The sequence below is a fragment of the Halomonas sp. SL1 genome (genome assembly GCF_003030865.2).
In the GTDB taxonomy this organism is placed as follows: Bacteria; Pseudomonadota; Gammaproteobacteria; order Pseudomonadales; family Halomonadaceae; genus Halomonas; species Halomonas halophila.
Map to the genome: position 1 here is coordinate 57645 of NZ_PYUQ02000016.1, position 21115 is coordinate 78759.

At 67.1% G+C, this 21115-nt stretch carries 20 protein-coding genes; 10 read left to right on the forward strand and 10 right to left on the reverse strand.

The features are described from left to right. Positions 1–3 precede the first annotated feature (3 nt). Positions 4–1458: a 3-isopropylmalate dehydratase large subunit gene (gene leuC, locus C9J49_RS10445; RefSeq protein ID WP_107182043.1), complete on the reverse strand. Its 1455-nt coding sequence runs from the start codon at positions 1456–1458 to the stop codon at positions 4–6. Positions 1459–1680: 222 nt separating this feature from the next. Between leuC and C9J49_RS10450 the strand changes: the two genes are divergently transcribed. Together C9J49_RS10450 and C9J49_RS10455 are read left to right on the forward strand one after the other, a co-directional pair. Next, the gene (locus tag C9J49_RS10450; RefSeq protein ID WP_107182044.1) at positions 1681–2577 is read left to right on the forward strand and encodes a LysR family transcriptional regulator; all 897 of its coding nucleotides are present in this window, start codon (positions 1681–1683) and stop codon (positions 2575–2577) included. A 111-nt stretch (positions 2578–2688) separates the two neighbouring features. Then, complete coding sequence (locus tag C9J49_RS10455) at positions 2689–4020, forward strand: hypothetical protein (RefSeq protein WP_107182045.1); 1332 nt, start codon at positions 2689–2691, stop codon at positions 4018–4020. A gap of 282 nt (positions 4021–4302) precedes the next feature. Here C9J49_RS10455 and C9J49_RS10460 read toward each other — a convergent pair whose 3' ends face one another. Continuing rightward, the gene (locus C9J49_RS10460) at positions 4303–4824 is read right to left on the reverse strand and encodes a zinc ribbon-containing protein (protein WP_035596095.1); all 522 of its coding nucleotides are present in this window, start codon (positions 4822–4824) and stop codon (positions 4303–4305) included. 238 nt (positions 4825–5062) lie between these two features. On the opposite strand from C9J49_RS10460, the gene leuS reads away from it, so the two are divergent. From leuS to C9J49_RS10500, 8 genes are all read left to right on the forward strand, one after another. Continuing rightward, positions 5063–7645, forward strand: coding sequence for a leucine--tRNA ligase (leuS, locus tag C9J49_RS10465; RefSeq protein WP_107182046.1), 2583 nt, complete (start codon positions 5063–5065; stop codon positions 7643–7645). 28 nt (positions 7646–7673) lie between these two features. Next, on the forward strand, positions 7674–8165 hold the full coding sequence (gene lptE / locus C9J49_RS10470) for an LPS assembly lipoprotein LptE (protein WP_035596101.1): 492 nt from the start codon (positions 7674–7676) through the stop codon (positions 8163–8165). Positions 8166–8172: 7 nt separating this feature from the next. Beyond that, positions 8173–9231, forward strand: a complete 1059-nt coding sequence (gene holA, locus C9J49_RS10475) for a DNA polymerase III subunit delta (protein WP_046080213.1) — start codon at positions 8173–8175, stop codon at positions 9229–9231. 83 nt (positions 9232–9314) lie between these two features. Beyond that, positions 9315–9785: a molybdopterin-dependent oxidoreductase gene (locus tag C9J49_RS10480; protein ID WP_146612983.1), complete on the forward strand. Its 471-nt coding sequence runs from the start codon at positions 9315–9317 to the stop codon at positions 9783–9785. Then, a complete protein-coding gene (locus tag C9J49_RS10485; protein ID WP_107182047.1) occupies positions 9782–10915 on the forward strand; it encodes a diguanylate cyclase in 1134 nt (377 codons plus the stop codon). Before C9J49_RS10480 ends, C9J49_RS10485 begins: the two co-directional genes overlap by 4 nt. Positions 10916–11028: 113 nt before the next feature. Then, the gene (locus C9J49_RS10490; protein ID WP_107182048.1) at positions 11029–11424 is read left to right on the forward strand and encodes a PA2779 family protein; all 396 of its coding nucleotides are present in this window, start codon (positions 11029–11031) and stop codon (positions 11422–11424) included. A 14-nt stretch (positions 11425–11438) separates the two neighbouring features. Continuing rightward, positions 11439–12410: a PA2778 family cysteine peptidase gene (locus C9J49_RS10495; protein WP_181454281.1), complete on the forward strand. Its 972-nt coding sequence runs from the start codon at positions 11439–11441 to the stop codon at positions 12408–12410. Next, complete coding sequence (locus C9J49_RS10500; RefSeq protein WP_046080210.1) at positions 12407–12844, forward strand: DUF488 domain-containing protein; 438 nt, start codon at positions 12407–12409, stop codon at positions 12842–12844. Before C9J49_RS10495 ends, C9J49_RS10500 begins: the two co-directional genes overlap by 4 nt. 93 nt (positions 12845–12937) lie before the next feature. Here the strand turns inward: C9J49_RS10500 and sthA are convergent, their stop codons facing one another. The 8 genes from sthA to C9J49_RS10540 form a co-directional block, all read right to left on the reverse strand. Then, complete coding sequence (gene sthA, locus C9J49_RS10505) at positions 12938–14329, reverse strand: Si-specific NAD(P)(+) transhydrogenase (protein ID WP_046080209.1); 1392 nt, start codon at positions 14327–14329, stop codon at positions 12938–12940. Positions 14330–14456: 127 nt separating this feature from the next. Beyond that, positions 14457–14714 carry a (Na+)-NQR maturation NqrM gene (gene nqrM, locus C9J49_RS10510; RefSeq protein WP_046080208.1) on the reverse strand — a complete coding sequence of 86 codons (258 nt, stop codon included), beginning with the start codon at positions 14712–14714 and terminating at the stop codon, positions 14457–14459. 188 nt (positions 14715–14902) lie between these two features. After that, positions 14903–16135 carry an NADH:ubiquinone reductase (Na(+)-transporting) subunit F gene (nqrF, locus tag C9J49_RS10515; RefSeq protein ID WP_046080207.1) on the reverse strand — a complete coding sequence of 411 codons (1233 nt, stop codon included), beginning with the start codon at positions 16133–16135 and terminating at the stop codon, positions 14903–14905. Positions 16136–16204: 69 nt separating this feature from the next. Continuing rightward, positions 16205–16822, reverse strand: coding sequence for an NADH:ubiquinone reductase (Na(+)-transporting) subunit E (nqrE, locus tag C9J49_RS10520; protein ID WP_046080206.1), 618 nt, complete (start codon positions 16820–16822; stop codon positions 16205–16207). 1 nt (position 16823) lies between these two features. Continuing rightward, positions 16824–17492, reverse strand: coding sequence for an NADH:ubiquinone reductase (Na(+)-transporting) subunit D (locus tag C9J49_RS10525; RefSeq protein WP_046080205.1), 669 nt, complete (start codon positions 17490–17492; stop codon positions 16824–16826). 2 nt (positions 17493–17494) lie between these two features. After that, a complete protein-coding gene (locus C9J49_RS10530) occupies positions 17495–18304 on the reverse strand; it encodes a Na(+)-translocating NADH-quinone reductase subunit C (protein ID WP_046080204.1) in 810 nt (269 codons plus the stop codon). Then, positions 18304–19530, reverse strand: coding sequence for an NADH:ubiquinone reductase (Na(+)-transporting) subunit B (locus C9J49_RS10535; protein ID WP_046080203.1), 1227 nt, complete (start codon positions 19528–19530; stop codon positions 18304–18306). Before C9J49_RS10535 ends, C9J49_RS10530 begins: the two co-directional genes overlap by 1 nt. Further along, a complete protein-coding gene (locus tag C9J49_RS10540; RefSeq protein WP_046080202.1) occupies positions 19530–20879 on the reverse strand; it encodes a Na(+)-translocating NADH-quinone reductase subunit A in 1350 nt (449 codons plus the stop codon). Before C9J49_RS10540 ends, C9J49_RS10535 begins: the two co-directional genes overlap by 1 nt. Positions 20880–21115 lie beyond the last annotated feature (236 nt).

The following is a 21115-nucleotide window of genomic DNA, read 5'->3' on the forward strand; positions in this document are numbered from 1 at the left end:
GGCTCAGGCCTCCTGCTGCTGGGTGGCGTCATTGGCGGCGCCGAGGTCGCGCACGTCGACGAAGTGGCCGGCGATGGCGGCGGCGGCGGCCATGGCCGGGCTGACCAGATGGGTACGCCCGCCGTAGCCCTGGCGACCCTCGAAGTTGCGATTGGAGGTCGAGGCACAGTGCTCGCCGGCGCCGAGCTTGTCGGCGTTCATCGCCAGGCACATGGAGCAGCCCGGCTCGCGCCATTCGAAGCCCGCCTCGCGGAAGATCGCATCGAGCCCTTCCGCCTCGGCCTGCTGCTTCACCAGGCCGGAGCCCGGCACCACCATGGCCAGCTTGATGGAATCGGCGACCTTCTTGCCGCGCGCCACCTTGGCGGCCTCGCGCAGATCCTCGATGCGGGAGTTGGTGCAGGAGCCGATGAACACCTTGTCCAGGCGGATGTCGGTGATCTTCTGCTTCGGCGACAGCCCCATGTACTCGAGCGCACGGCTGATGCCGGTGCGCGCGGTGTCGTCGGCGGCCTCGGCCGGATCCGGCACTTCGCCGCCGATGCCGGTGACCATCTCGGGGCTGGTGCCCCAGCTGACCTGCGGCTCGATGTCGGCGGCGTTCAGGGTCACCACCTTGTCGAAGTCGGCGCCTTCGTCGGACACCAGGCCGCGCCAGTCGGCCACCGCGGCCTCCCACTGCTCGGCGCTGGGCGCGTAGTGGCGGTCCTTGAGGTAATCGATGGTGGTGTCGTCCACGGCGATCAGGCCGACCCGGGCACCCGCCTCGATGGCCATGTTGCAGACCGTCATGCGGCCTTCCATGGACAGCTCGCGGATGGCGCTGCCGGCGAACTCGATGGCGTAGCCGGTGCCGCCGGCGGTGCCGATCTCGCCGATGATGGCCAGCACCACGTCCTTGGCGGTGACGCCGACGCCGAGCTCGCCCTCGACGCGCACCTGCATGTTCTTCATCTTCTGGGCCAGCAGGCACTGGGTGGCCAGCACGTGCTCGACCTCGGAGGTGCCGATGCCGTGGGCCAGCGCCGCGAAGGCGCCGTGAGTGGCGGTGTGGGAGTCGCCGCAGACCACGGTCATGCCGGGCAGGGTCGCGCCCTGCTCCGGGCCGACCACGTGCACGATGCCCTGGCGCGGGTCGTTGATGCGAAACTCCTCGATGCCGAACTCGTTGCAGTTGTCATCGAGGGTCTGGACCTGAATCAGCGACACCGGATCCTCGATACCGGCGTTGCCCTCGGCACGTTCCTTGAGAGTGGTCGGGACGTTGTGGTCCGGCGTCGCCAGGTTGGCGTCGATCCGCCACGGGCGGCGGTTCGCCAGGCGCAGGCCTTCGAAGGCCTGGGGCGAGGTCACTTCGTGGAGCAGCTGGCGATCGATGTAGATCAGGGCGGTACCGTCGTCGCGCTCCTTCACCAGGTGCTGCGACCACAGCTTGTCGTAGAGGGTCTGGCCTGCCATCTCGTTCTCCCGGGCGCTGGGCCCTGTGCGTATCCGGTCGGTCTGTGGCGCCGCCGACGATCCATGGTCTGTCTCGGTCGGGGCGCATGGCGCTATTTCTGTGCGTTGCGCTTTGGCGTGAGTGTCCCGCGACGCGCACATAAAAGCAATTCATGTTATTTATTCAAAGGATTCCACAAAGGAATACAGAGTTCCCCCTTCGCCCACAACGCTGGAGCCCGAATGGATACCCAGAGCCTGCAGGCCTTCCTCGCCGTGGCCGACGGCGGCAGCTTCTCCCGTGCCGGCGAGCAGCTGCATCTCACCCAGCCGGCGGTCAGCAAGCGCATCGCGGTGCTCGAGGATCAGGTCGGGGCGCGACTGTTCGACCGCATCGGCCGCCGGGTGACGCTGACCGAGGCCGGCCGCCTGCTGCTGCCCCGGGCCCGGCAGATCCTGGTGATGGTGGACGACAGCCGGCGTGCGCTGGGCAACCTGGACGGCCAGGTGGCAGGCAGCCTGACGCTGTCCACCAGCCATCATATCGGCCTGCACCGGCTGCCGCCGCTGCTCAAGGACTATACCCGCCAGCATCCCGAGGTGCGGCTCGACCTGCGCTTCGAGGACTCCGAGCAGGCCTACCAGGGCGTGCTCGACGGCACGCTGGAAATCGCCGTGGCCACCCTGGCCCCGCATCCCGACGCGCAGCTTCAGGTGGTGCCGGTGTGGATCGACCGGCTGTGCTTCGTCTGCGCCCACGATCACCCCCTGGCCTCACGCGGCCCGCTGGCCCTGAGCGAACTGTGCGACTTCGATGCCGTGCTGCCGGGACCGCTGACCTTCACCCGCGGGCTGATCGAGGCGCGCTTCGCCGCCGCCGGCCTGCGCCTGCCGGTGACGCTGTCCACCAACTACCTCGAGACGCTGAAGATGATGACCGCCATCGGCCTGGGCTGGAGCCTGCTGCCGGAAGGCCTCGCGGCCGGAGAGCTGCACGTGCTCGAGGTGGATCACCCGCCGATCCGGCGCCCGCTGGGCTATCTGGTGCACCGCAGCCGCACCCTCTCCAACGCCGCCCGGGCGATGCTCGATCGCCTCGAGGCCGCCCGTGAAGGCGCGGCACTGCAGTGGCCGACATAAGATGGCGGCCGGAGCAGCCAACTTGAAGGCTGCCGCTGGCCTTGCTTAGGATGCTATTTTTCCGTCGAGCTTCCTAACGAAGCCTGTCTTCTCGCCTGCCAGGACCCCGTCATGCCCGCCCAGACCGAAGCAGTGACCTCATCCGGCGTCGGCCTCCGCCATGCCCTGGCCGGCCTGGCGATTCTCGTCGGGCTGCTGTCGCGCATCGCGGGCCTCGCCTGGCTACCCGGCGCCGAGGCGCTGACCGGGCCGGCGCTGTGGCTGGGCACCGCCCTGCTGTGGCCCGACCTGCCTCGCCGCAACCGCCGCCAGGCGGGGCTGCTGGCGGGCATCGGCGTCGGCCTGCTGCTGTTCGCGGCGTTCGTCTACGGCGCCCGGGTGGACTGGCCGCACCTGCTGGACGCCAATACCCAGGTGGTGGCGATGCTGGTGGGGGTCAGCTTCATCGGCCTGATCGGCCACCGCCGCGGCCGGTCGCGCCCTTCGGGGCCGCCGGTCACCGGGCGGCGCGGCCTCGCCGGCACCTGGCTCGGGGTGCACCTGCTCGGCACCATCCTCAACCTGTCGACGGTGTTCATGGTCGGCGATCGCCTGGCGCGTCGCGCGCCGCTGACCACGCCCCAGCTGCTGGCGCTCAACCGCGGGCTGTCCAGCGCCGCGCTGTGGTCGCCCTTCTTCGCCTCCATGGGCATCGTGATCACCCTGGCGCCGGGCATGGACTACGCCACCGTGCTGGCCCACGGCCTGCCGCTGGCGCTGTGTGCGGGACTGGTAACCCTGATCGAGCTGCCGCGGCGCTTCGACCTGACCGACACCGCCGGCTTCTCGATGGCGCCGAGGAGCCTGCTGCTGCCGGTGGTGATGGCCGCGCTGGTGATGGGCTTTCACTTCGGGCTGACGCCGGGGCTCTCCATCGTCGCCATCATCACCTTCCTGATGCCCGGTGCGGCGCTGGCGGCCAACCTGCCCCGTGGCCTGCACTGGACCGCCGGTCGCCTGCGCCAGCACACCCTGACCCGACTGCCGGCCATGCGCGGCGAGATCTCGCTGTTCCTGTGCGCGGGGCTGCTGACCCAGGGGCTATCGACGCTCGCCGACGCCGCCACCGAGGGCGGCTGGACGCTGTTCGCACACTTCGGCATGGGCGAGGCCATGATGAGCTTTCTCGCCATCGTGGTCAGCGCCGTGGCCGGGCTGCACCCGATCATCGGCGTCTCGGTGCTGGCCTCGGTGCTGGACCTGGCGGCATCGGAGCAGACGCTGTTCGCCTTCGTCGCCCTGGCGGCCTGGGCGGTGGGCACCAGCGTCGGGCCGCTGTCGGGGATCAACCTGTCGCTGCAGGGGCGCTATGGCGTCAGCGGCGGGCTGATGATGCGAGAGAATCTGCGCTACGCGCTGATCATGGCGACGCTGGTGGTGGGAATGATCACCTGGCTGGCGTAAGGCGCGCCAGAAAGGCCTACGCTCGGTTATACGGCGTTAAAAATCGCCTCGTGCGCGAGCCCGGTCGGAATACTCATTTACACAAAGTAAACTCGCACGCGAGCCCGGTCCGCCTCCTCGTTGATTTTTGCCTTGCGACCCACAGGGAGGTGGGAAGTGCGTTGCCCCGTCGGGAAGGGGGCTAGCCCTAACCTTCGCTCGCCAACTTTCTGACATCACCTTAAAACACGGGCAGAAAGAAATACCCCCTGAGCGCTGGATCGGCCTCAGGGGGCGGTGGGCTCAGTCCAGCGGCGCACGCATGAAGTAGCGGTGGCCGCACTGGTGGCAGGGCTCGAGGCGGGCCACCTCGTTCAGCTCGACCACGGCGTCGCAGTGGGTGCAGGCCATGCGCCCCGGCACGGCCATTTCACCGGCGGTATAGTCGGCCCGCGAGGCCTCGAGGTCGTCTTCCAGGCGTTCGCGTTCGACCCGGCTGCGATCGGCGATCGACAGCAGCGACTCCACCACCCGGCGCGACAGCACCGAGAGATCGACGCCCAACCAGTGGGCGACGCTGTGCCCGCCGGCGCTCAGGTAGTGGCGCATTTCCTTGAGGTCGCGATCGACCCAGGCGCGCAGCAGCGAGAGCTCATCCCGGGTGAACTCTTCCACCTCGGCCTCAAACTCGATCGCCTCGTCGAGCTCCTTCTGCAACGACTCGCGGTTCAGCTCGCCGGCGCCCTCCTGCAGCCGCTCCAGCACGCGTTCGTAGGCATCCTTGAGGCGATGGTCCTCATGGGGGTCTTGCGGTTGATCGCTCATCGCAGTTCTCCTGTCCGTGTCCTGTCCGCATCGGGGTCGCGGCGCCGCCACCATAGCCGGCGCCCGCCGTGCTGGGGTATCCTTGCGCCCCAGAGGTTCTTCCATTTAGACGATATGCCGTCGGCGAATCAATGGCTTCCCCCAATCAATGGGGCCAACCCTGACGCCGGACAAGGCCCGCTGACATGCGCCGCGCCACGCGCGCCGCGCTCGACTAGCAAGGTACCCGAAGACAGCGATGGACGCACAATACCAGCCCCGAGAAATCGAACGCGACGCCCAGCAGTACTGGGAGAAGAACGCCTGCTTCAAGGCAGTGGAAGACGCCGGCCGCGAGAAGTACTACTGCCTGTCGATGTTCCCCTACCCCAGCGGCAAGCTGCACATGGGGCATGTGCGTAACTACACCATCGGCGACGTCGTCTCCCGCTTCCAGCGCATGCAGGGCAAGAACGTCCTGCAGCCGATGGGCTGGGACGCCTTCGGCATGCCGGCCGAGAACGCGGCGATCAAGAACCAGGTGCCGCCCGGCGAGTGGACCTACCAGAACATCGACTACATGCGCGGCCAGCTCAAGGCGCTTGGCTTCGCCTACGACTGGGACCGCGAGTTCGCCACCTGCGATGCCGACTACTATCGCTGGGAACAGTGGTTCTTCACCAAGCTCGTCGAGAAGGGCCTGGTCTACAAGAAGATGTCCACGGTCAACTGGGACCCGGTCGACCAGACCGTGCTGGCCAACGAGCAGGTGATCGACGGCTGCGGCTGGCGCTCCGGCGCGCCGGTCGAGCGCAAGGACATCCCGCTGTGGTTCCTCAAGATCACCGACTACGCCGATGAGCTGTTGGCGGATCTCGACAAGGTCGACTGGCCCGAGCAGGTCAAGACCATGCAGCGCAACTGGATCGGCAAGTCCAGGGGCGTCGAGCTGGCCTTCGACGTCGCCGACCATGACGACAACGCCCTCGAGCCACTGCGCGTCTACACCACCCGCCCCGACACGCTGATGGGCGTGACCTATCTCGCCGTGGCCGCCGGGCATCCACTGGCCAAGGCCGCCGCCGAGGGCAATGCCGAGCTGGCCGACTTCCTCGAGGAGTGCGCCCACGGCGGCACCTCCGAGGCCGAGCTCGCCACCAAGGAAAAGAAGGGCATGGCCACCGGCTACCAGGCCGTGCACCCGCTCACCGGGCGTCGCGTGCCGGTCTACGTGGCCAACTTCGTGCTCATGGAGTTCGGCACCGGCGCGGTGATGGCCGTCCCCGCCCATGACCAGCGCGACTGGGAGTTCGCGACCAAGTACGCGCTGCCCATCGAGCCGGTCATCGCCGACGACAACGGCCAGACACCGGACCTCAGCCAGGGCGCCTTTGATGAGCACGGCGTGCTGATCAACTCCGGCGAGTTCGACGGCCTCGACTTCCAGGCGGCCTTCGACGCCATCGCCGCCCGCCTGGCCGAGCAAGGCCACGGCGAGGTCAAGACCAACTTCCGCCTGCGCGACTGGGGCGTGGCCCGCCAGCGCTACTGGGGCGCGCCGATCCCGGTCAAGTACGGCCCCGAGGGCCAGACCGTGCCGCTCACCGACGACGAGCTGCCGGTCGCCCTGCCGCTGGAAGTCACCGTCGACGCCTCCGGCTCGCCGCTCAAGAAGATGCCCGAGTTCAGCGATCTGGGCGACGGCTGGGTGCGCGAGACCGATACCTTCGACACCTTCATGGAGTCCTCCTGGTACTACGCGCGCTTCGCCTGCGCCGACAACCCGGAGGCCATGCTCGACGAGCGCGCCAACTACTGGCTGCCGGTGGACCTCTACATCGGCGGCATCGAGCACGCCATCCTGCACCTGCTCTACGCGCGCTTCTTCCACAAGCTGATGCGCGACTTCGGCCTGGTCCAGTCCGACGAGCCGTTCCAGCGCCTGCTGACCCAGGGCATGGTGATCGCCGAGACCTTCTATCGCCCCGAGGCCAATGGCGGCAAGGAGTGGTTCAACCCGGCCGACGTCAGCGTCCAGCGCGACGACAAGGGACGGCCGCTGAGCGCCGTGCTCGAGGCAGACGGCCAGCCGGTGGAGATGGGCGGCATCGAGAAGATGTCCAAGTCCAAGAACAACGGCGTCGATCCCCAGGCGATGATCGACCGCTTCGGTGCCGACACCGTGCGCCTGTTCATGATGTTCGCCGCGCCGCCCGAGCAGTCCCTCGAGTGGTCCGACTCCGGCGTCGAGGGCGCCCATCGCTTCCTCAAGCGCCTGTGGCGAATGGTGGCCGAGCATGTCGAGGCCGGCACCCCGGGCGAGCTCGACGTCGACGCCCTGAACGACGATCAGCGCGAGCTGCGTCGCAAGACCCACGAAACTATCCAGAAAGCCAGCGACGACATCGGCCGACGCACCACCTTCAACACCGCCATCGCCGCGGTGATGGAGCTGACCAATGCGATCGGCAAGTTCGAGGATGAAAGCCCGCTCGGCCTGGCCGTGTCCCGCGAGGCCGTCGAGGCCTGCGTGCTGCTGCTGGCGCCGATCACCCCCCACGCCTGCCATGCGCTGTGGGCCGAGCTGGGCCATGACGAGCCGGCCATCGACGCCCGCTGGCCGACCGTCGACGCGTCCGCCCTGGCCCGGGACACCATCGAGCTGGTGGTGCAGGTCAACGGCAAGCTGCGCGCTCGTCTCGAGGTGCCGGCCGAGGCCGACAAGGCCGCCATCGAGGCCCAGGCCATGGCCGCCGAGAACGTCCAGCGCCACCTCGAGGGCAAGACGGTGCGCAAGGTGATCGTGGTCCCGGGCAAGCTGGTCAACATCGTCGTCGGCTGAGCCGACCGCCGGCCAAGGAGAGAGCCAAATGCAACGGCGTGACTTCCTGCGCTTCACCCTGGCCGGCGCCGCCGGCCTCACCCTCGGCGGCTGCGGCTTCCGGCTGCGCGGCTTCGACGAGCCGGCCCTGGACCTGGAGGCGCTGGCCGTAGCCGGCGCCTCCGGCGAGTTCTCGCGCCAGGTCACCCGGCGGCTCGAGTCCGCCGGCGTGGCGGTCCGCGACGACGCGCCGATGGTGCTCAACCTCGGCGCCGAGCGCATCGAGGAACAGCGCCTGGGCGTGCTCAGCAGCGGCAGCCAGGAGCGCGAGCTGACCCTGAGCGTGCCCTTCTCGGTCCAGCGCCGTCGCGACGGCGCCTACCGGCTCGACCAGCAGGTCGTGGAGGTCAGCGAGCGCTATTCGATCAGCGACAGCAACCTGCTGGTCGGCGACGAGCTGCGTGAAGCGGCCTCCGAGCGGCTGCGTCGGGAAGGCGTCCGGCGGCTGATGGATCGCCTGCGCGCCCTGTCACCGAACTGAGGTCGTCGTGAAGGTCTTTCCCGACAAGCTCGAGCCGGCGCTGGCCAAATCGCTGCCGCCGGTGGTGATCGTCGCCGGCGACGAGCCCCTCCAGCACCGCGAGGCCTGTGACGCCGTGCGGGCCTCGGCGCGCCAGGCGGGTATCGAAGAACGCGAGGTGCTCCACGTCGAGGCCAACTTCGCCTGGGGGCGGCTGACCGAGGCGTCCGCCAGCCTGTCGCTGTTCGCCTCGCGCAAGCTCATCGAACTGCGCCTGGGCAACGGCAAGCCAGGCCAGGAAGGCGCCAAGGCGCTGCGCGAGTACGCCGAGGGCATGGCCGACAGCGACAACGTGCTGCTGGTGGCGGCCGGCAAGCTCGACTACCGCGAGCAGAAGAGCGCCTGGTTCAAGGCGCTCGACAAGGCCGGCCTGTTCGTCCCGGTGTGGCCGGTGGACGTCTCGCGTCTGCACTTCTGGCTGCGCGATCGCGCTTCGCACCACGGCCTGAACCTCGATCTCGATGCCGCCCGCCTGCTCGGCGAGCGCACCGAGGGCAACCTGCTGGCCGCCGACCAGGAGCTGCAGAAGCTCGCCCTGCTCTCGCCGCCCGGCGCCCGCATCGCTCCCCAGCAGGTCGCCGGTGGCGTGGAGGACAGCGCGCGCTTCGACGTCTTCACGCTGATGGACGCCTGCCTCAAGGGCGAGCGGGCACGGGTCTCGCGGATCATGACCGGCCTGCGCGGCGAGGGCGTCGAGCCACCGATCGTGCTGTGGGCGCTGACCCGAGAGCTGCGGCTGCTGCTGTCGTTGCATCAGCATCTCGATCAAGGCCAGAGCCTGGAGCACGCCTGCAAGGCACAGAAGCCGCCGATCTTCGACAAGCGCCGCCCTGCCTACCAGCAGGCCTTGAAACGCCTGCCCATGAAGCGCCTGCACAAGCTGCTGCTGTTCGCCCAGCGCCTGGATCTGGCGATCAAGGGCGCCAGCCCCATCCCGCTGTGGGAGGGCCTGCACGACCTGGCCCTGACGCTCGCCGGCGGTCGCGGCCTGCTGGCCGAGTCGCCTCACTCCTACCGCGTCGGTTGAATCGACAGGGCACGGTCTCCACGCCCACAGGCACCAGACTTCGGGGTATGATAATCGGCATCCCCTTGTTGAGGCATTGCACGATGTTCCCACGACGCCTGATGCTCTCCGCCCTGCTCGCCGCCGCCCTCTGCCCCGCCGTCGCGTCGGCGGCAGAACCGATCCTGGACATCCGCACCGGTACCGAGACGCGCCAGCTGACCCTCGAGGAGATCGAGCGAAGCGACGCCGGCCAGGTGACGATGCGCCACTTCGAAGGCCCCGAAGGCACCTTCAGCGGCGTCTGGCTGGATGACTTCCTCGAGGACCAGCAGCTCGACGAGGCCTCACGGCTGCGCTTCATCGCCCTGGACGACTACACCAGCTTCCTCACGCCTGCCGATCGCGAGGCCCGGCGTTTCCTGCTGGCCACGCGTCTGGACGGCGATCCCCTCACGCCGAAGGAGCTGGGGCCGCTGATGCTGATCGTACCGGCGGATGCCGAGGCGACACTGACCGGTGAAGCGCCGATGAGCCAGTGGATCTGGGCCATCGGCGAAATCCAGGCGCGGTGACCCCGGCTCCCGGCCTGCGCTCCGGCCTGCTGGCGGGCTTCTGCCTGCTGGCGGCGCTCGGCGCCATCGTGGCCGGCGCCTTCAGCCTCCAGGCCGGTCGCCACCTTGGGGCCGACTACTCGGCCCTGGCCGGCGACCTGGTGCGCGCCCAGGAAGACACCGCCGAGCTTCGGCTCGAGCTGAACGCCTTGCGCAACCACCCCCACCATCGCTGGCATCTGACGCGGATCGCCAGCCTGGTGGCGCGCGTCCCCGAGCGGATCGGCACCATCCGCCAGGGCCTCTCGCGCAGCGAGATCGGCGAGGCGCGCTATGCGCCCATGCTCGCCGAACTCTCGCAGGCGGAAACCCTGTACCAACGGCTGGCATCGGTGATCGCTGCGCCGGACGGTGGCACCCACATGGATGTCCCGCGGCTTCATCGCCTGGGGCACGAGCTGGAGAGCACGCTCGCCTGGACCTACAGCAGCCTGCTGGAGGATGTTCACCGTGCCGCCGCCGATCAGCAGCGACTGATGAAATGGCTGAGTCTGGCGGTGGTCCTGCTGGTCATCCTGGTGCTGCTGGTGGCCGCCGCCTTGATGCTGGCGCTGGCACGCATCCATCGCCAGTGGCGGTCGCTGCGCGAACTGAGCGTCACCGATGAGCTCACCCGGCTCGCCAATCGCCGCCGCCTGTGGGAGGTCGCGGAACGCTATCTCGAGCTCAACCGGCGCGACGGCGGCGAGCTGAGCCTGCTGCTGATCGATCTCGACCACTTCAAGCGGTTCAACGACCGCTACGGCCACCCGGCCGGCGATGCGGTGCTGCAGGCCGTGGCGGCCGAGTTCGCCCGCCTGGGGCGGGAATCGGATCTGGTGGCACGACTGGGCGGCGAGGAGTTCGCCGTGCTGATGCCGAACACCGGCCTGGAGGGCGCCCGACAACTGGGCGAACGGCTGCGCGAGGCCACGGCCGGCCTGCCCCTGCCCGGCCAGGCCGGCGAGCAACGGCTGACCATCAGCCTGGGCCTGGCCACGACCCGAGGCGGCGGGGACACGCTGGCTCAGCTCTACTCGCGCGCCGACAGGGGCCTCTACCGTGCCAAGCAGAACGGACGCAACCGGTTGGAAATCAACGCCCAAGCGTGAAACCGGCCGCCCTTATCCCCTATACTGTCCCCGCATCGCCGCCGGCATGGCGCAAGGACGCCCATGTGGAGCGACACCGAGCCGGACCATCCCGATACACAAGGAATGCCAGCATGAAACGACTCACCCGACTCTTAAGCCCGCTCCTGATCCTCGCCCTGGTGCTCGGCAGCCTGCCGGCCGTGGCCGCCGTGCCTGCCGCCGACCAGGGGCTGGTCGGCACCACCTCGGTGCTCGACGCCCAGGCCAGCCAGCAGGATCGCGACAAGATCCGCCGGGTCCTGGCCCGCGAGGACGTGCAGCAGCAGCTGCTGCTCCAGGGCGTCTCCCCGGCCGAGGTGGATAACCGCGTGGCCGCCCTGTCCGATGCCGAGGCCCGCGAGATGGCAGACCGCCTCGACCAGATGCCCGCCGGAGCCGGCGTGGTCGGTGCCCTGTTCGCGGTCTTCATCATCCTGCTGGTGACCGACATCCTCGGCCTCACCGACGTCTACCCGTTCACCCGCTAAGCCGGGAGTTCCCCATGACCGGCCTATCCTCTACAGCCGGACGCAAGAACGCCCGCCCCGCGGGCGTTCTTGCGTTGGTGATGACGCTTCTGCTGCTGACGGGCTGCGCCACCACCCCGTCGCTTTCCCCCGCCACCCGCCAGGCACTGCCGTCGATGGCAATCAACGAGGCGGTGCCCTTCCACGGCCAGCGCGACTACCAGTGCGGCCCGGCCTCGCTGGCCATGGCCCTCGAGGCCACCGGCCTCGACGTGAGCGTGAACGAGCTGATCCCCCAGGTCTTCCTGCCCGGCCGCGACGGCAGCGTACAGCCGGAGATGCTGGCCACGGTGCGCCGCCACGGGCTGATTCCCTTTCGCCTCGACGGAGGCTTCGCGGGCCTGCTCGATGAGCTCGCCGCCGGCCATCCGGTGGTGGTGATGCAGAACCTGTCACTACCGGCCTGGCCCCAGTGGCACTATGCCGTCGCCATCGGCTACGACCTGCCGGCCGAGGAGCTGGTGCTGCATACCGGCATGACACCGGAGCGCGCCATCGACTTCGGCCGTTTCGATGCCACCTGGGCACGCAGCGACCGCTGGGCCTTCGTCGCCCTGCCGCCCGGCGAACTGCCGGCCGATGCCGGAGTCGAGAATGCCACACAGGCCATCGCCGATTTCGAGACCCTGAACGGGAGCGAGGACGCCCTGCCCGCCTGGCAGGCCCTGGCCGAGCGCCATCCCAAGGCCGCCACGGTGCGCTTCGCTCTGGGTAACGCGCGACACGCCACCGGCGACGCCGACGGCGCCATGAGGGCTTTTCAGGCCGCGGTCGACGCGGACCCGGAGCTCGCGCCGGCCTGGCTGAACCTGGGCATCGTCGCCACCGATCAGGGGCGCCTCGACACCGCCCGGACGGCCCTGTCTCGTGCCGCGACACTGCCCGGCCCCTGGCAGGCACGCGCCCGACAGGAACGACAGGCGCTGGAGACGGAGAGTGACGCATGAGCGCGGATATCGTCCTCAAACGGATCTACCAGGCACCCGAGCCCGACGACGGCGCCAGGGTATTGGTCGACAGGCTGTGGCCGCGTGGCAAGCGCCGCGAGTCGCTGGCGCTGGCCGACTGGTATCGCGATGCCTCGCCCTCGCCCACCCTGCGGCGCCAGTTCCACGAGGGAGAGATCAGCGATGCCGTGTTCGCGGTACGCTATCGCGGCGAACTGCGCGACCATCCTGACGTCCTCGTGCCACTCATGCGCCACGCCAGGGCCGGACGCCTGACGCTGCTCACGGCCGTCCGTGAGCTGGACGACTCCTATCTGACGATCCTGCGCGAGGCGCTGCTGAGGGCACTGGAGGAAGAGGATGCCCTGGATCGAGAGCCCAGCTCACCGCCGTGTTACGGGTACCAGGATCGCGAACCACCCGCCGATGCCTGATCTCAACGACTTACGTCAATCACTGGCATGAACGACCGACGGCGCCCCGAGGGGCGCCGTCGTCCCATGCGGCCGACGACTTCCCGGCAGCCGTCAGAACAGCCGATTCAACCCGTTCTGTGCCGCGACCCGATAGGCCTCGGCCATGGTGGGGTAGTTAAAGGTGGTGCTGACGAAGTACTCGAGGGTGTTGGCCTCGCCCTCCTGCTGCATGATCGCCTGGCCGATATGGACGATTTCCGAGGCCTGGTCGCCGAAGCAGTGGATACCGTAGATCTCCAGCGTGTCCTGATCGAAGAGGATCTTGAGCATGCCCACCGTGTCGCCAGTGATCTGCGCCCGGGCGGTGTCCTTGAAGAACGCCTGCGCCACCTCGTAGGGCACCTTGGCCTCGGTAAGCTCGCGCTCGTTGCGACCGAAGGAGCTGATCTCCGGAATCGTGTAGATGCCGGTCGGTACCTCGGTGACGTAGCGATACTCGCGGTCAAGCAGCCCGTCGCAGGCATTCAGCCCCTGGTCATAGGCCGCGCTGGCGAGGCTCGGCCAGCCGATGACGTCGCCGGCGGCATAGATATGCGGAATCGCCGTGCGATAGTGATCGTCGACCTGCAGCTGGCCGCGGCCGTTGGCCTCGAGGCCGACGTTTTCCAGCCCCAGCTCGTCGGTGTTGCCGGTGCGGCCGTTGGCCCACAGGAAGGCGTCGGCGCGCAGCCGCTTGCCGGACTTGAGGTACACGGTCACGCCGGACTCGTCGCCTTCGACCCGCTCGTACTCCTCGTTGTGGCGGATCAGCACCCCGTGCTTGCGCAGGTGGTAGGACAGCGCATCGCTGATCTCGTCATCGAGGAACGACAGCAGGCTGTCGCGGCTGTTGATCAGATCGACCTTGAGCCCAAGGCCCGAGAAGATCGAGGCGTATTCGCAGCCGATCACGCCGGCGCCGAAGATGATCATGGTGCGCGGGGTGTGGTTGAGTCCGAGGATGGTGTCCGAGCAGTAGATGCGCGGGTGCTTGAAATCGATGTCGGCCGGCCGGTAGGGCCGCGAGCCGGTGGCGATGATGATCCGCTCGGCTACCAGCTCGTCGGCGCTCTCGCCCTCGCCGCGCACGATCAGGGTATGGGCGTCCTTGAAGCGCGCCACGCCGCTGAACAGATCGATGCGATTGCGCGCATAGAAGTTGGTCCGCATCGCCACCTGCTGGTCGATGGTGACGCGGGAACGCTCCATGACCTTCGGAAACGAGAACCAGCGCGGCTCGCCGATGTCCCTGAACATACGATTGGTGTTGAACGACAGGATCTGCTTGACCTGGTGGCGCAGCGCCTTGGAGGGAATCGTGCCCCAGTGGGTGCAGTTGCCGCCCACCACGGGCTGCTTCTCCACCACCGCCACGCGCTTGCCGTGCTTGGCCGCATTGATGGCCGCGCTCTCGCCGGCCGGCCCGGTGCCGATCACCACCACATCGTAGTTATGGACTGCCATGAAGCCTTCGCTCTCCTGTTTGCCTGAAAAAGACGGGGGACGGTCGTCATCGACTTCCCGAAACGCGAAAGGGCGAGGAGCCCTGCCACGTCGCTCCTCGCCCCTCGCCCGGATGGGTCCGATGCGACTAGCGGCGGGTCGCGTCGTAGCCGAGATCCGCCCCGCGGCTCTCGTCGCTGCGGCGGCGAGCACCGCCCTGGCGCTTGCGATTTTCCTCTTCGCAGACCTCGTCCTGGCCGCCACAGACCTCGCAGCCTTCCTTGAGGCCGAGCTTGTTGAGTCCGCCGCAGCTGCCGGCGATCGGCTTCCGGGCGACGATGACGCCGATGGCCATGGCGGCCATGATCACCAGCATGAAGACCAGTACCACGAGAAAGGTGCCCATAGAGTGCTCCATCGAGTTCGCAGAAAGGGTGTTGCCCCTGGGACCACGTCAGCGCCGCAGTGATCCCCGGGAAGGGCTGCCACTGAAGGGTGCCGTCGCCTGATATGCCGCCTGACGGGAGGCATATCGGGCGGCGGAACCAATCAGGGCTGGCCCGGAGGCCAGCCCTGACGGTCGCCGTGGGGCGATCAGCCGCCGAAGTCGTCGAGCATGATGTTCTCGGGTTCGACCCCGAGATCCAGCAGCATCTTGATCACGGAGGCGTTCATCATGGGCGGTCCGCACATGTAGAACTCGCAGTCCTCGGGAGCCGGATGGTCCTTGAGGTAGTTCTCGTAGAGGACGTTGTGGATGAAGCCCGTCGGGCCTTCCCAGTTGTCCTCGGGCTGCGGATCGGACAGCGCCAGATGCCAGTCGAAGTTGTCGTGCTCCTCGGCCAGCTGGTCGTACTCTTCGTTGTAGAAGGTCTCGCGCCAGGAGCGCGCGCCGTACCAGAAGCTGATCTTGCGCTTGGTATCGAGACGCTTGAGCTGGTCGAAGATGTGGCTGCGCATCGGCGCCATGCCGGCACCGCCGCCCACGAACACCATTTCGGCGTCGGTGTCCTTGGCGAAGAACTCGCCGAAGGGCCCCATCACCGTGACCTTGTCACCCGGCTTCAGGCTGAAGACGTAGGTGGACATCAGGCCCGGCGGATGGTTGGTGTTGGGCGGGGGCGTGGCGATACGGATGTTGAACTTGAGGATGCCCTTCTCTTCCGGGTAGTTCGCCATGGAATAGGCCCGGATGATTTCCTCGTCGTTCTTGTGGGAGACGTTGAACAGCCCGAACTTCTCCCAGTCGCCGCGGTACTCTTCCTCGATGTCGAAGTCGGAGAACTTGACGTCATAGGGCGGCGCCACCAGCTGCACGTAGCCGCCGGCACGGAAGGCCACGTCCTCGCCTTCGGGCAGACGCAGGTTGAGCTCCTTGATGAAGGTGGCGACGTTGGGGTTCTCGATGACCTCGCATTCCCACTTCTTGACGCCAAAGACCTCCTCGGGCACCTCGATCTTCATGTCCTGCTTCACCGGCACCTGGCAGGACAGGCGCCAGCCTTCCTTCTTCTCGCGCAGGGTGAAGTGGGACTCCTCGGTGGGCAGGATGGAGCCACCGCCCTCTTCCACGCGGCACCGGCACTGGGCGCAGGAGCCGCCGCCACCACAGGCGGAGGACAGGAAGATGCCGTTGGCGGCCAGGGTGTTCAGCAGCTTGCCGCCGGCCTGGGTGGTCAGGGTGTGATCGGGATCTTCGTTGATCTCGATGGTCACGTCCCCGGTGCTGACGAGCTTGCTGCGGGCGGCCAGGATCACCGCCGTCAGACCGATGATGATCACGGTGAACATGACCACACCGAGCAAGATGACTGTTGTATCAACCATGTCGGTTTCCTATTGCTAGCATTGACTGGTCACACCGGCGGCGCGCCACACGCGCCGCCGGAAGCCGCCTCAGAGCTGGATGCCGGAGAAGGACATGAAGCCCAGCGACATCAGGCCCACCGTGATGAAGGTGATGCCCAGGCCCTGCAGGGAGGCCGGCACGTCACTGTACTTGAGCTTCTCGCGGATACCGGCCAGCGCGGTGATGGCCAGTGCCCAGCCCACCCCGGCGCCGAGGCCGTAGACCACGGATTCACCGAGGTCATAGTTGCGCTCGGACATGAACAGGGTCGCACCGAGGATCGCGCAGTTCACGGTGATCAGCGGCAGGAACACGCCCAGGGCGTTGTAGAGCGCCGGCACGTACTTGTCGAGGAACATCTCGAGAATCTGCACGATGGCCGCGATCACGCCGATGTAGCTCAGGTAGCCGAGGAACGACAGGTCGATGTTCTCGGCCCCGGCCAGACCGGTCCAGGTCAGGGCACCCTCTTCGAGCAGGTAGGTCAGCAACAGGTTGTTGACCGGCACGGTGATGGTCAGCACCACGATGACCGCGATGCCCAGGCCGAAGGCCGAGGAGACCTTCTTGGACACCGCCAGGAAGGTACACATGCCCAGGAAGAACGCCAGGGCCATGTTCTCGACGAAGACCGAGGCGACGAACAGGCTCAGATAGTGTTGCATCTTACACGGCCTCCTTCGGCTGGGTGTTTTCCTTCATCTTGAACTCGTTTTCCTCGACCTGTTCCGGGTTGATGGCACGCAGCACCCAGATGATCAGGCCGATGATGAAGAACGCGGACGGCGGCAGCAGCATCAGGCCGTTGGGCACGTACCAGCCACCGTTCTGCACGGTCTCGAGCACGGTGAAGCCGAACACGCTACCGGAACCGAACAGCTCGCGGAAGAAGCCGACGGTCATCAGGATGAAGCCGTAGCCGATGCCGTTGCCCACGCCGTCCAGGAAGGACAGGCCCGGGCCGTTGGTCATGGCGAAGCCTTCGGCGCGGCCCATCACGATGCAGTTGGTGATGATCAGGCCGACGAAGACCGACAGCTGCTTGGACATCTCATAGGCATAGGCCTTGAGGATCTGGTCCACCACGATCACCAGCGAGGCGATGATCGTCATCTGCACGATGATGCGGATCGACGACGGAATGTGGTTGCGGATCAGCGAGACGAAGAAGTTCGACAGCGAGGTGACGAAGATCACCGCCAGGGACATGACCAGCGACACACTCATGCTGCTGGTCACCGCCAGCGCGGAGCAGATCCCCAGGATCTGCAGCGCGATGGGGTTGTTCTTGAAGATCGGCGTTACCAGGACGCCCTTGGGAGTCGGTGCAGACATCATCAGGCTCCTTCAGTGTCGGTGGAGGCATCCTGCACGGTCTCACGCTCGATGCCGCTGCGGAACCGGGCGAGGTACTCGCCGAAGCCCTCGGGGCTCAGCCAGAACTGCAGGAGGTTGGTGACGCCCTTGCTGGTCAGCGAGGCGCCGGAGAGCGCGTCGACCTCGGTCTCGCCGCTGGCGCCGCCTTTCACGAGAGCGATGTCAGGCTGGACGCTGTCGGCCTCGGCGAAGATCTCCTTGCCGTCCCACTGAGCCTTCCAGCGCGGGTTGTCGACCTCGCCGCCGAGACCCGGGGTCTCGGAGTGAGAGTAGAAGGTGATGCCTTCGATGGTGTTGCCATCGCCCTGCACCGCCAGGTAACCGCGCATCAGGCCCCACAGGCCCTGGCCCCGCACCGGCAGGATGATCTGCTCGGGATCGTCCGGGTCGCCGACCAGGTAGACGGTAGTGTAGTTCTCCTGGCGCGACAGGCCGGCGATGTCCTTCTCCCCGGAAAGGGTACGGGACTGGGCCGGATCGCGGGCCGCCTGGAAGCTGTCGTAGGTAGCCGCATCGAACTGGTCGGTGTACTCGCCGCTGCGCAGGTCGACGACCCGCGGCGTGACCTGTTCGAAGGCCTCCTCGACGTCGGTGCCGGGCTCATAGAGCCCCGCCACGTCGAGGATGTTCGACTTGCGGTCGAGCTCCTGGTTGAGCTGCTGCTTGGCACGCAGGCCGACCGCGGCGGTGGAGACGATCACCGAACACACGATGCAAAGTGCGAACGCCACCGTCAGGATCTTCTTGATGGAGTTGTTGCTCTGTGCCATCAGGCGTTCTCCTCGGCCGGCACACCGGTGCGCTGCTGGCGGCGCTTGATGTTGGCCTGAACAAAGAAGTGGTCGATCAGCGGGGCGAACAGGTTGGCGAACAGGATCGCCAGCATGATGCCCTCCGGGAAGGCCGGGTTGACGACGCGGATCAGCACGGTCATGACACCGATCAGGGCACCGAAGATGAAGCGGCCCTGGTTGGTCATGGAGGCGGAGACCGGGTCAGTGGCCATGAACACCATGCCGAAGGCGAAGCCGCCGATCACCAGGTGCCAGTACCACGGCATGGCGAACATCGGATTGGTGTCGGAGCCGACCAGGTTGAACAGCAGGCTGGTCGCCACCATGCCCAGGAACACGCCCAGCATGATCCGCCAGGACGCGATCTTGGTCCACAGCAGCACCGCGGCGCCGATCAGGATGGCCAGCGTCGAGGTCTCGCCCACCGAGCCCGGGATGAAGCCGTAGAAGGCGTCCCACCAGCTGAACTGGTCGGTCAGCGCGCTCATGCCGCTCTGGAAGGCGGTGGAGAGCGCGGTGGCGCCGGTGTAGCCATCGGCGGCCACCCACACGGAGTCGCCGGAGATCTGTGCCGGATAGGCGAAGTACAGGAAGGCACGACCGGTCAGCGCCGGGTTGAGGAAGTTCTTGCCGGTGCCGCCGAAGATCTCCTTGCCGATCACCACGCCGAAGGTGATGCCGAGCGCCACCTGCCACAGCGGGATGGTGGCCGGCAGGATCAGGGCATACAGCACGGAGGTGACGAAGAAGCCCTCGTTGACCTCGTGGCCGCGCTTGACGGCGAACAGCACTTCCCAGAAGCCACCGACCGCGAAGGTCACCAGGTAGATCGGCAGGAAGTAGGTGGCACCAAGCACGAAGTTGCCCCACAGGCTCGCCGGGTCGTGGCCGCCCGCCAGGGTCATGACGATGGCCTCACGCCAGCCCCCGGCGGCGCCGAAGCCGTCGGCGATGGCCACGTTGGCCTGCCAGCCGGCGTTCCACATGCCGAAGAACATGGCCGGGAAGGTGCAGAGCCACACCGTGATCATGATGCGCTTCAGGTCGATGCCGTCACGCACGTGGGCCGTGGTCTTGGCGACGCTGGGCGGCGTGTAGAAGATGGTGTCCACCGCCTCGAAAAGCGGGTAGAACTTCTCGTATTTGCCGCCCTTGTGAAAGTGCGGCTCGAGATTCTCGAGTGTCTGTCGGATACCCATCATCAGGCCTCTTTCTCGATCATGGTGAGGTTATCGCGCAGGATGGGACCATACTCGTACTTGCCGGGGCACACGTAGGTGCACAGCGCCAGGTCCTCCTCATCCAGCTCCAGGCAACCGAGCTGCATGGCGGTCTCGATGTCGCCGACGATCAGCGAGCGCAGCAGCTGGGTGGGCAGGATGTCCAGCGGCATCACTTCCTCGTAGGCCCCTACCGGCACCATGGCCCGCTCGGACCCGTTGGTGGAGGTGGTCGGTGCGTAGTTCTTGAGGCCCTTGATGCGCGACAGGTAGATGCCCAGCACCGAATGGCGGTTCGAACCCGGCGACAGCCAGCCCATGAAGCTGCGCTTGTTGCCTTCCTCGAGCAGACTGAGCTGGGTGTTGAAGCGACCCACGTAGCGCAGGCTGCCCTCGGCGGTGAAACCGGAGAACACCGAACCGGAGATCACTCGCGTGTCATCGGGCTCGCGGACCTCGCCGGCCAGCAGCTCTTCGGTACTGGCCCCGACACGGGTGCGCAGCAGGCGCGGCTGCTCGGCACGCGGACCGCCCACGGCCACCACGCGGCTGACGTCGAGCTTGCCCTCGGTGAACAGCTTGCCGAAGGCGATGACGTCCTGGTAGCCGATGTGCCAGACCTTCTTCTGCAGGCCCACGGGCGAGAGATGATGGATGTGCGTGCCCACCAGGCCGGCCGGATGCGGGCCGCCGAAGCTCTCGGCCTGCACGCCCTGAACGTCGCCTCCCGGGAGCTCTGCGCCCTGCGCGCCGCACAGGAAGACCTTGCCTTCTGTCAGACGCGTCAGCACCTTGAGGCCGTCCTCGAAGGCCTGGGACTCGGCCTGGACGATCGTGGCGGGGTCGGCGGACAGCGGATGGGTATCGATGGCGGTGACGAAGATGTCGTTCGGCACACCATCGATGGCCGGCGTGCGGGAGAAGGGACGGGTGCGCAGCGCGGTCCAGAGACCGGATTCGACCAGCTGGTCGACCACTGCCTGACGCTCCAGGGAGGCCAGCTTGTCACGGCTGTAGGAGGCGAATTCCACTGCGTCTTCGGACTCGTCGACCTTGATCACCACGGACAGCAGCCTGCGCTTCTCACCGCGGTTGATGGCGACGACTTCACCGCCGGCCGGCGCCGTGAAGCGCACGCCATCGATCTTCTTGTCCGTGAACAGCAGGTCGCCCAGCTTGACCTTGTCCCCCTCTCGAACCTCCATGGTCGGCTTCATGCCGATGTAGTCGGTACCGAGAACCGCCACGTGGCGCACCGGACGCGCGTCTTCGACACGCTGCTCCGGGGCTCCCGTGATGGGGAGATCCAGGCCTTTCTTGACTTCGATCATAGTCTCGCCCAGTTGATGGATCTGATATACGAAGGAAAGGGGTGCGATTGGATCGGATTCTTGTGAGTTGTTCAGAATGTAACCAGTCGGGCCCGAGGCGAACTCGAACCACCCCGAAAAATCCCCCGCATTATAAAGAGAAGCCAGTGGAATGACTACCTGCCGGAAGGTCGCAGAAGTCCATCGGGGGCAAGTGGCGAAGTGTCGCAGAAGGGTGGAAAAAGCGTTGAGGGAGA

Coding starts and splice junctions, on each gene's coding strand:
- leuC (WP_107182043.1), bottom strand. CDS start 1,458: ATGGCAGGCCAGACCCTCTACGACAAGCTGTGGTCGCAGCACCTGGTG.
- C9J49_RS10450 (WP_107182044.1), top strand. CDS start 1,681: ATGGATACCCAGAGCCTGCAGGCCTTCCTCGCCGTGGCCGACGGCGGC.
- C9J49_RS10455 (WP_107182045.1), top strand. CDS start 2,689: ATGCCCGCCCAGACCGAAGCAGTGACCTCATCCGGCGTCGGCCTCCGC.
- C9J49_RS10460 (WP_035596095.1), bottom strand. CDS start 4,824: ATGAGCGATCAACCGCAAGACCCCCATGAGGACCATCGCCTCAAGGAT.
- leuS (WP_107182046.1), top strand. CDS start 5,063: ATGGACGCACAATACCAGCCCCGAGAAATCGAACGCGACGCCCAGCAG.
- lptE (WP_035596101.1), top strand. CDS start 7,674: ATGCAACGGCGTGACTTCCTGCGCTTCACCCTGGCCGGCGCCGCCGGC.
- C9J49_RS10480 (WP_146612983.1), top strand. CDS start 9,315: ATGTTCCCACGACGCCTGATGCTCTCCGCCCTGCTCGCCGCCGCCCTC.
- C9J49_RS10490 (WP_107182048.1), top strand. CDS start 11,029: ATGAAACGACTCACCCGACTCTTAAGCCCGCTCCTGATCCTCGCCCTG.
- C9J49_RS10495 (WP_181454281.1), top strand. CDS start 11,439: ATGACCGGCCTATCCTCTACAGCCGGACGCAAGAACGCCCGCCCCGCG.
- C9J49_RS10500 (WP_046080210.1), top strand. CDS start 12,407: ATGAGCGCGGATATCGTCCTCAAACGGATCTACCAGGCACCCGAGCCC.
- sthA (WP_046080209.1), bottom strand. CDS start 14,329: ATGGCAGTCCATAACTACGATGTGGTGGTGATCGGCACCGGGCCGGCC.
- nqrM (WP_046080208.1), bottom strand. CDS start 14,714: ATGGGCACCTTTCTCGTGGTACTGGTCTTCATGCTGGTGATCATGGCC.
- nqrF (WP_046080207.1), bottom strand. CDS start 16,135: ATGGTTGATACAACAGTCATCTTGCTCGGTGTGGTCATGTTCACCGTG.
- nqrE (WP_046080206.1), bottom strand. CDS start 16,822: ATGCAACACTATCTGAGCCTGTTCGTCGCCTCGGTCTTCGTCGAGAAC.
- C9J49_RS10525 (WP_046080205.1), bottom strand. CDS start 17,492: ATGTCTGCACCGACTCCCAAGGGCGTCCTGGTAACGCCGATCTTCAAG.
- C9J49_RS10530 (WP_046080204.1), bottom strand. CDS start 18,304: ATGGCACAGAGCAACAACTCCATCAAGAAGATCCTGACGGTGGCGTTC.
- C9J49_RS10535 (WP_046080203.1), bottom strand. CDS start 19,530: ATGATGGGTATCCGACAGACACTCGAGAATCTCGAGCCGCACTTTCAC.
- C9J49_RS10540 (WP_046080202.1), bottom strand. CDS start 20,879: ATGATCGAAGTCAAGAAAGGCCTGGATCTCCCCATCACGGGAGCCCCG.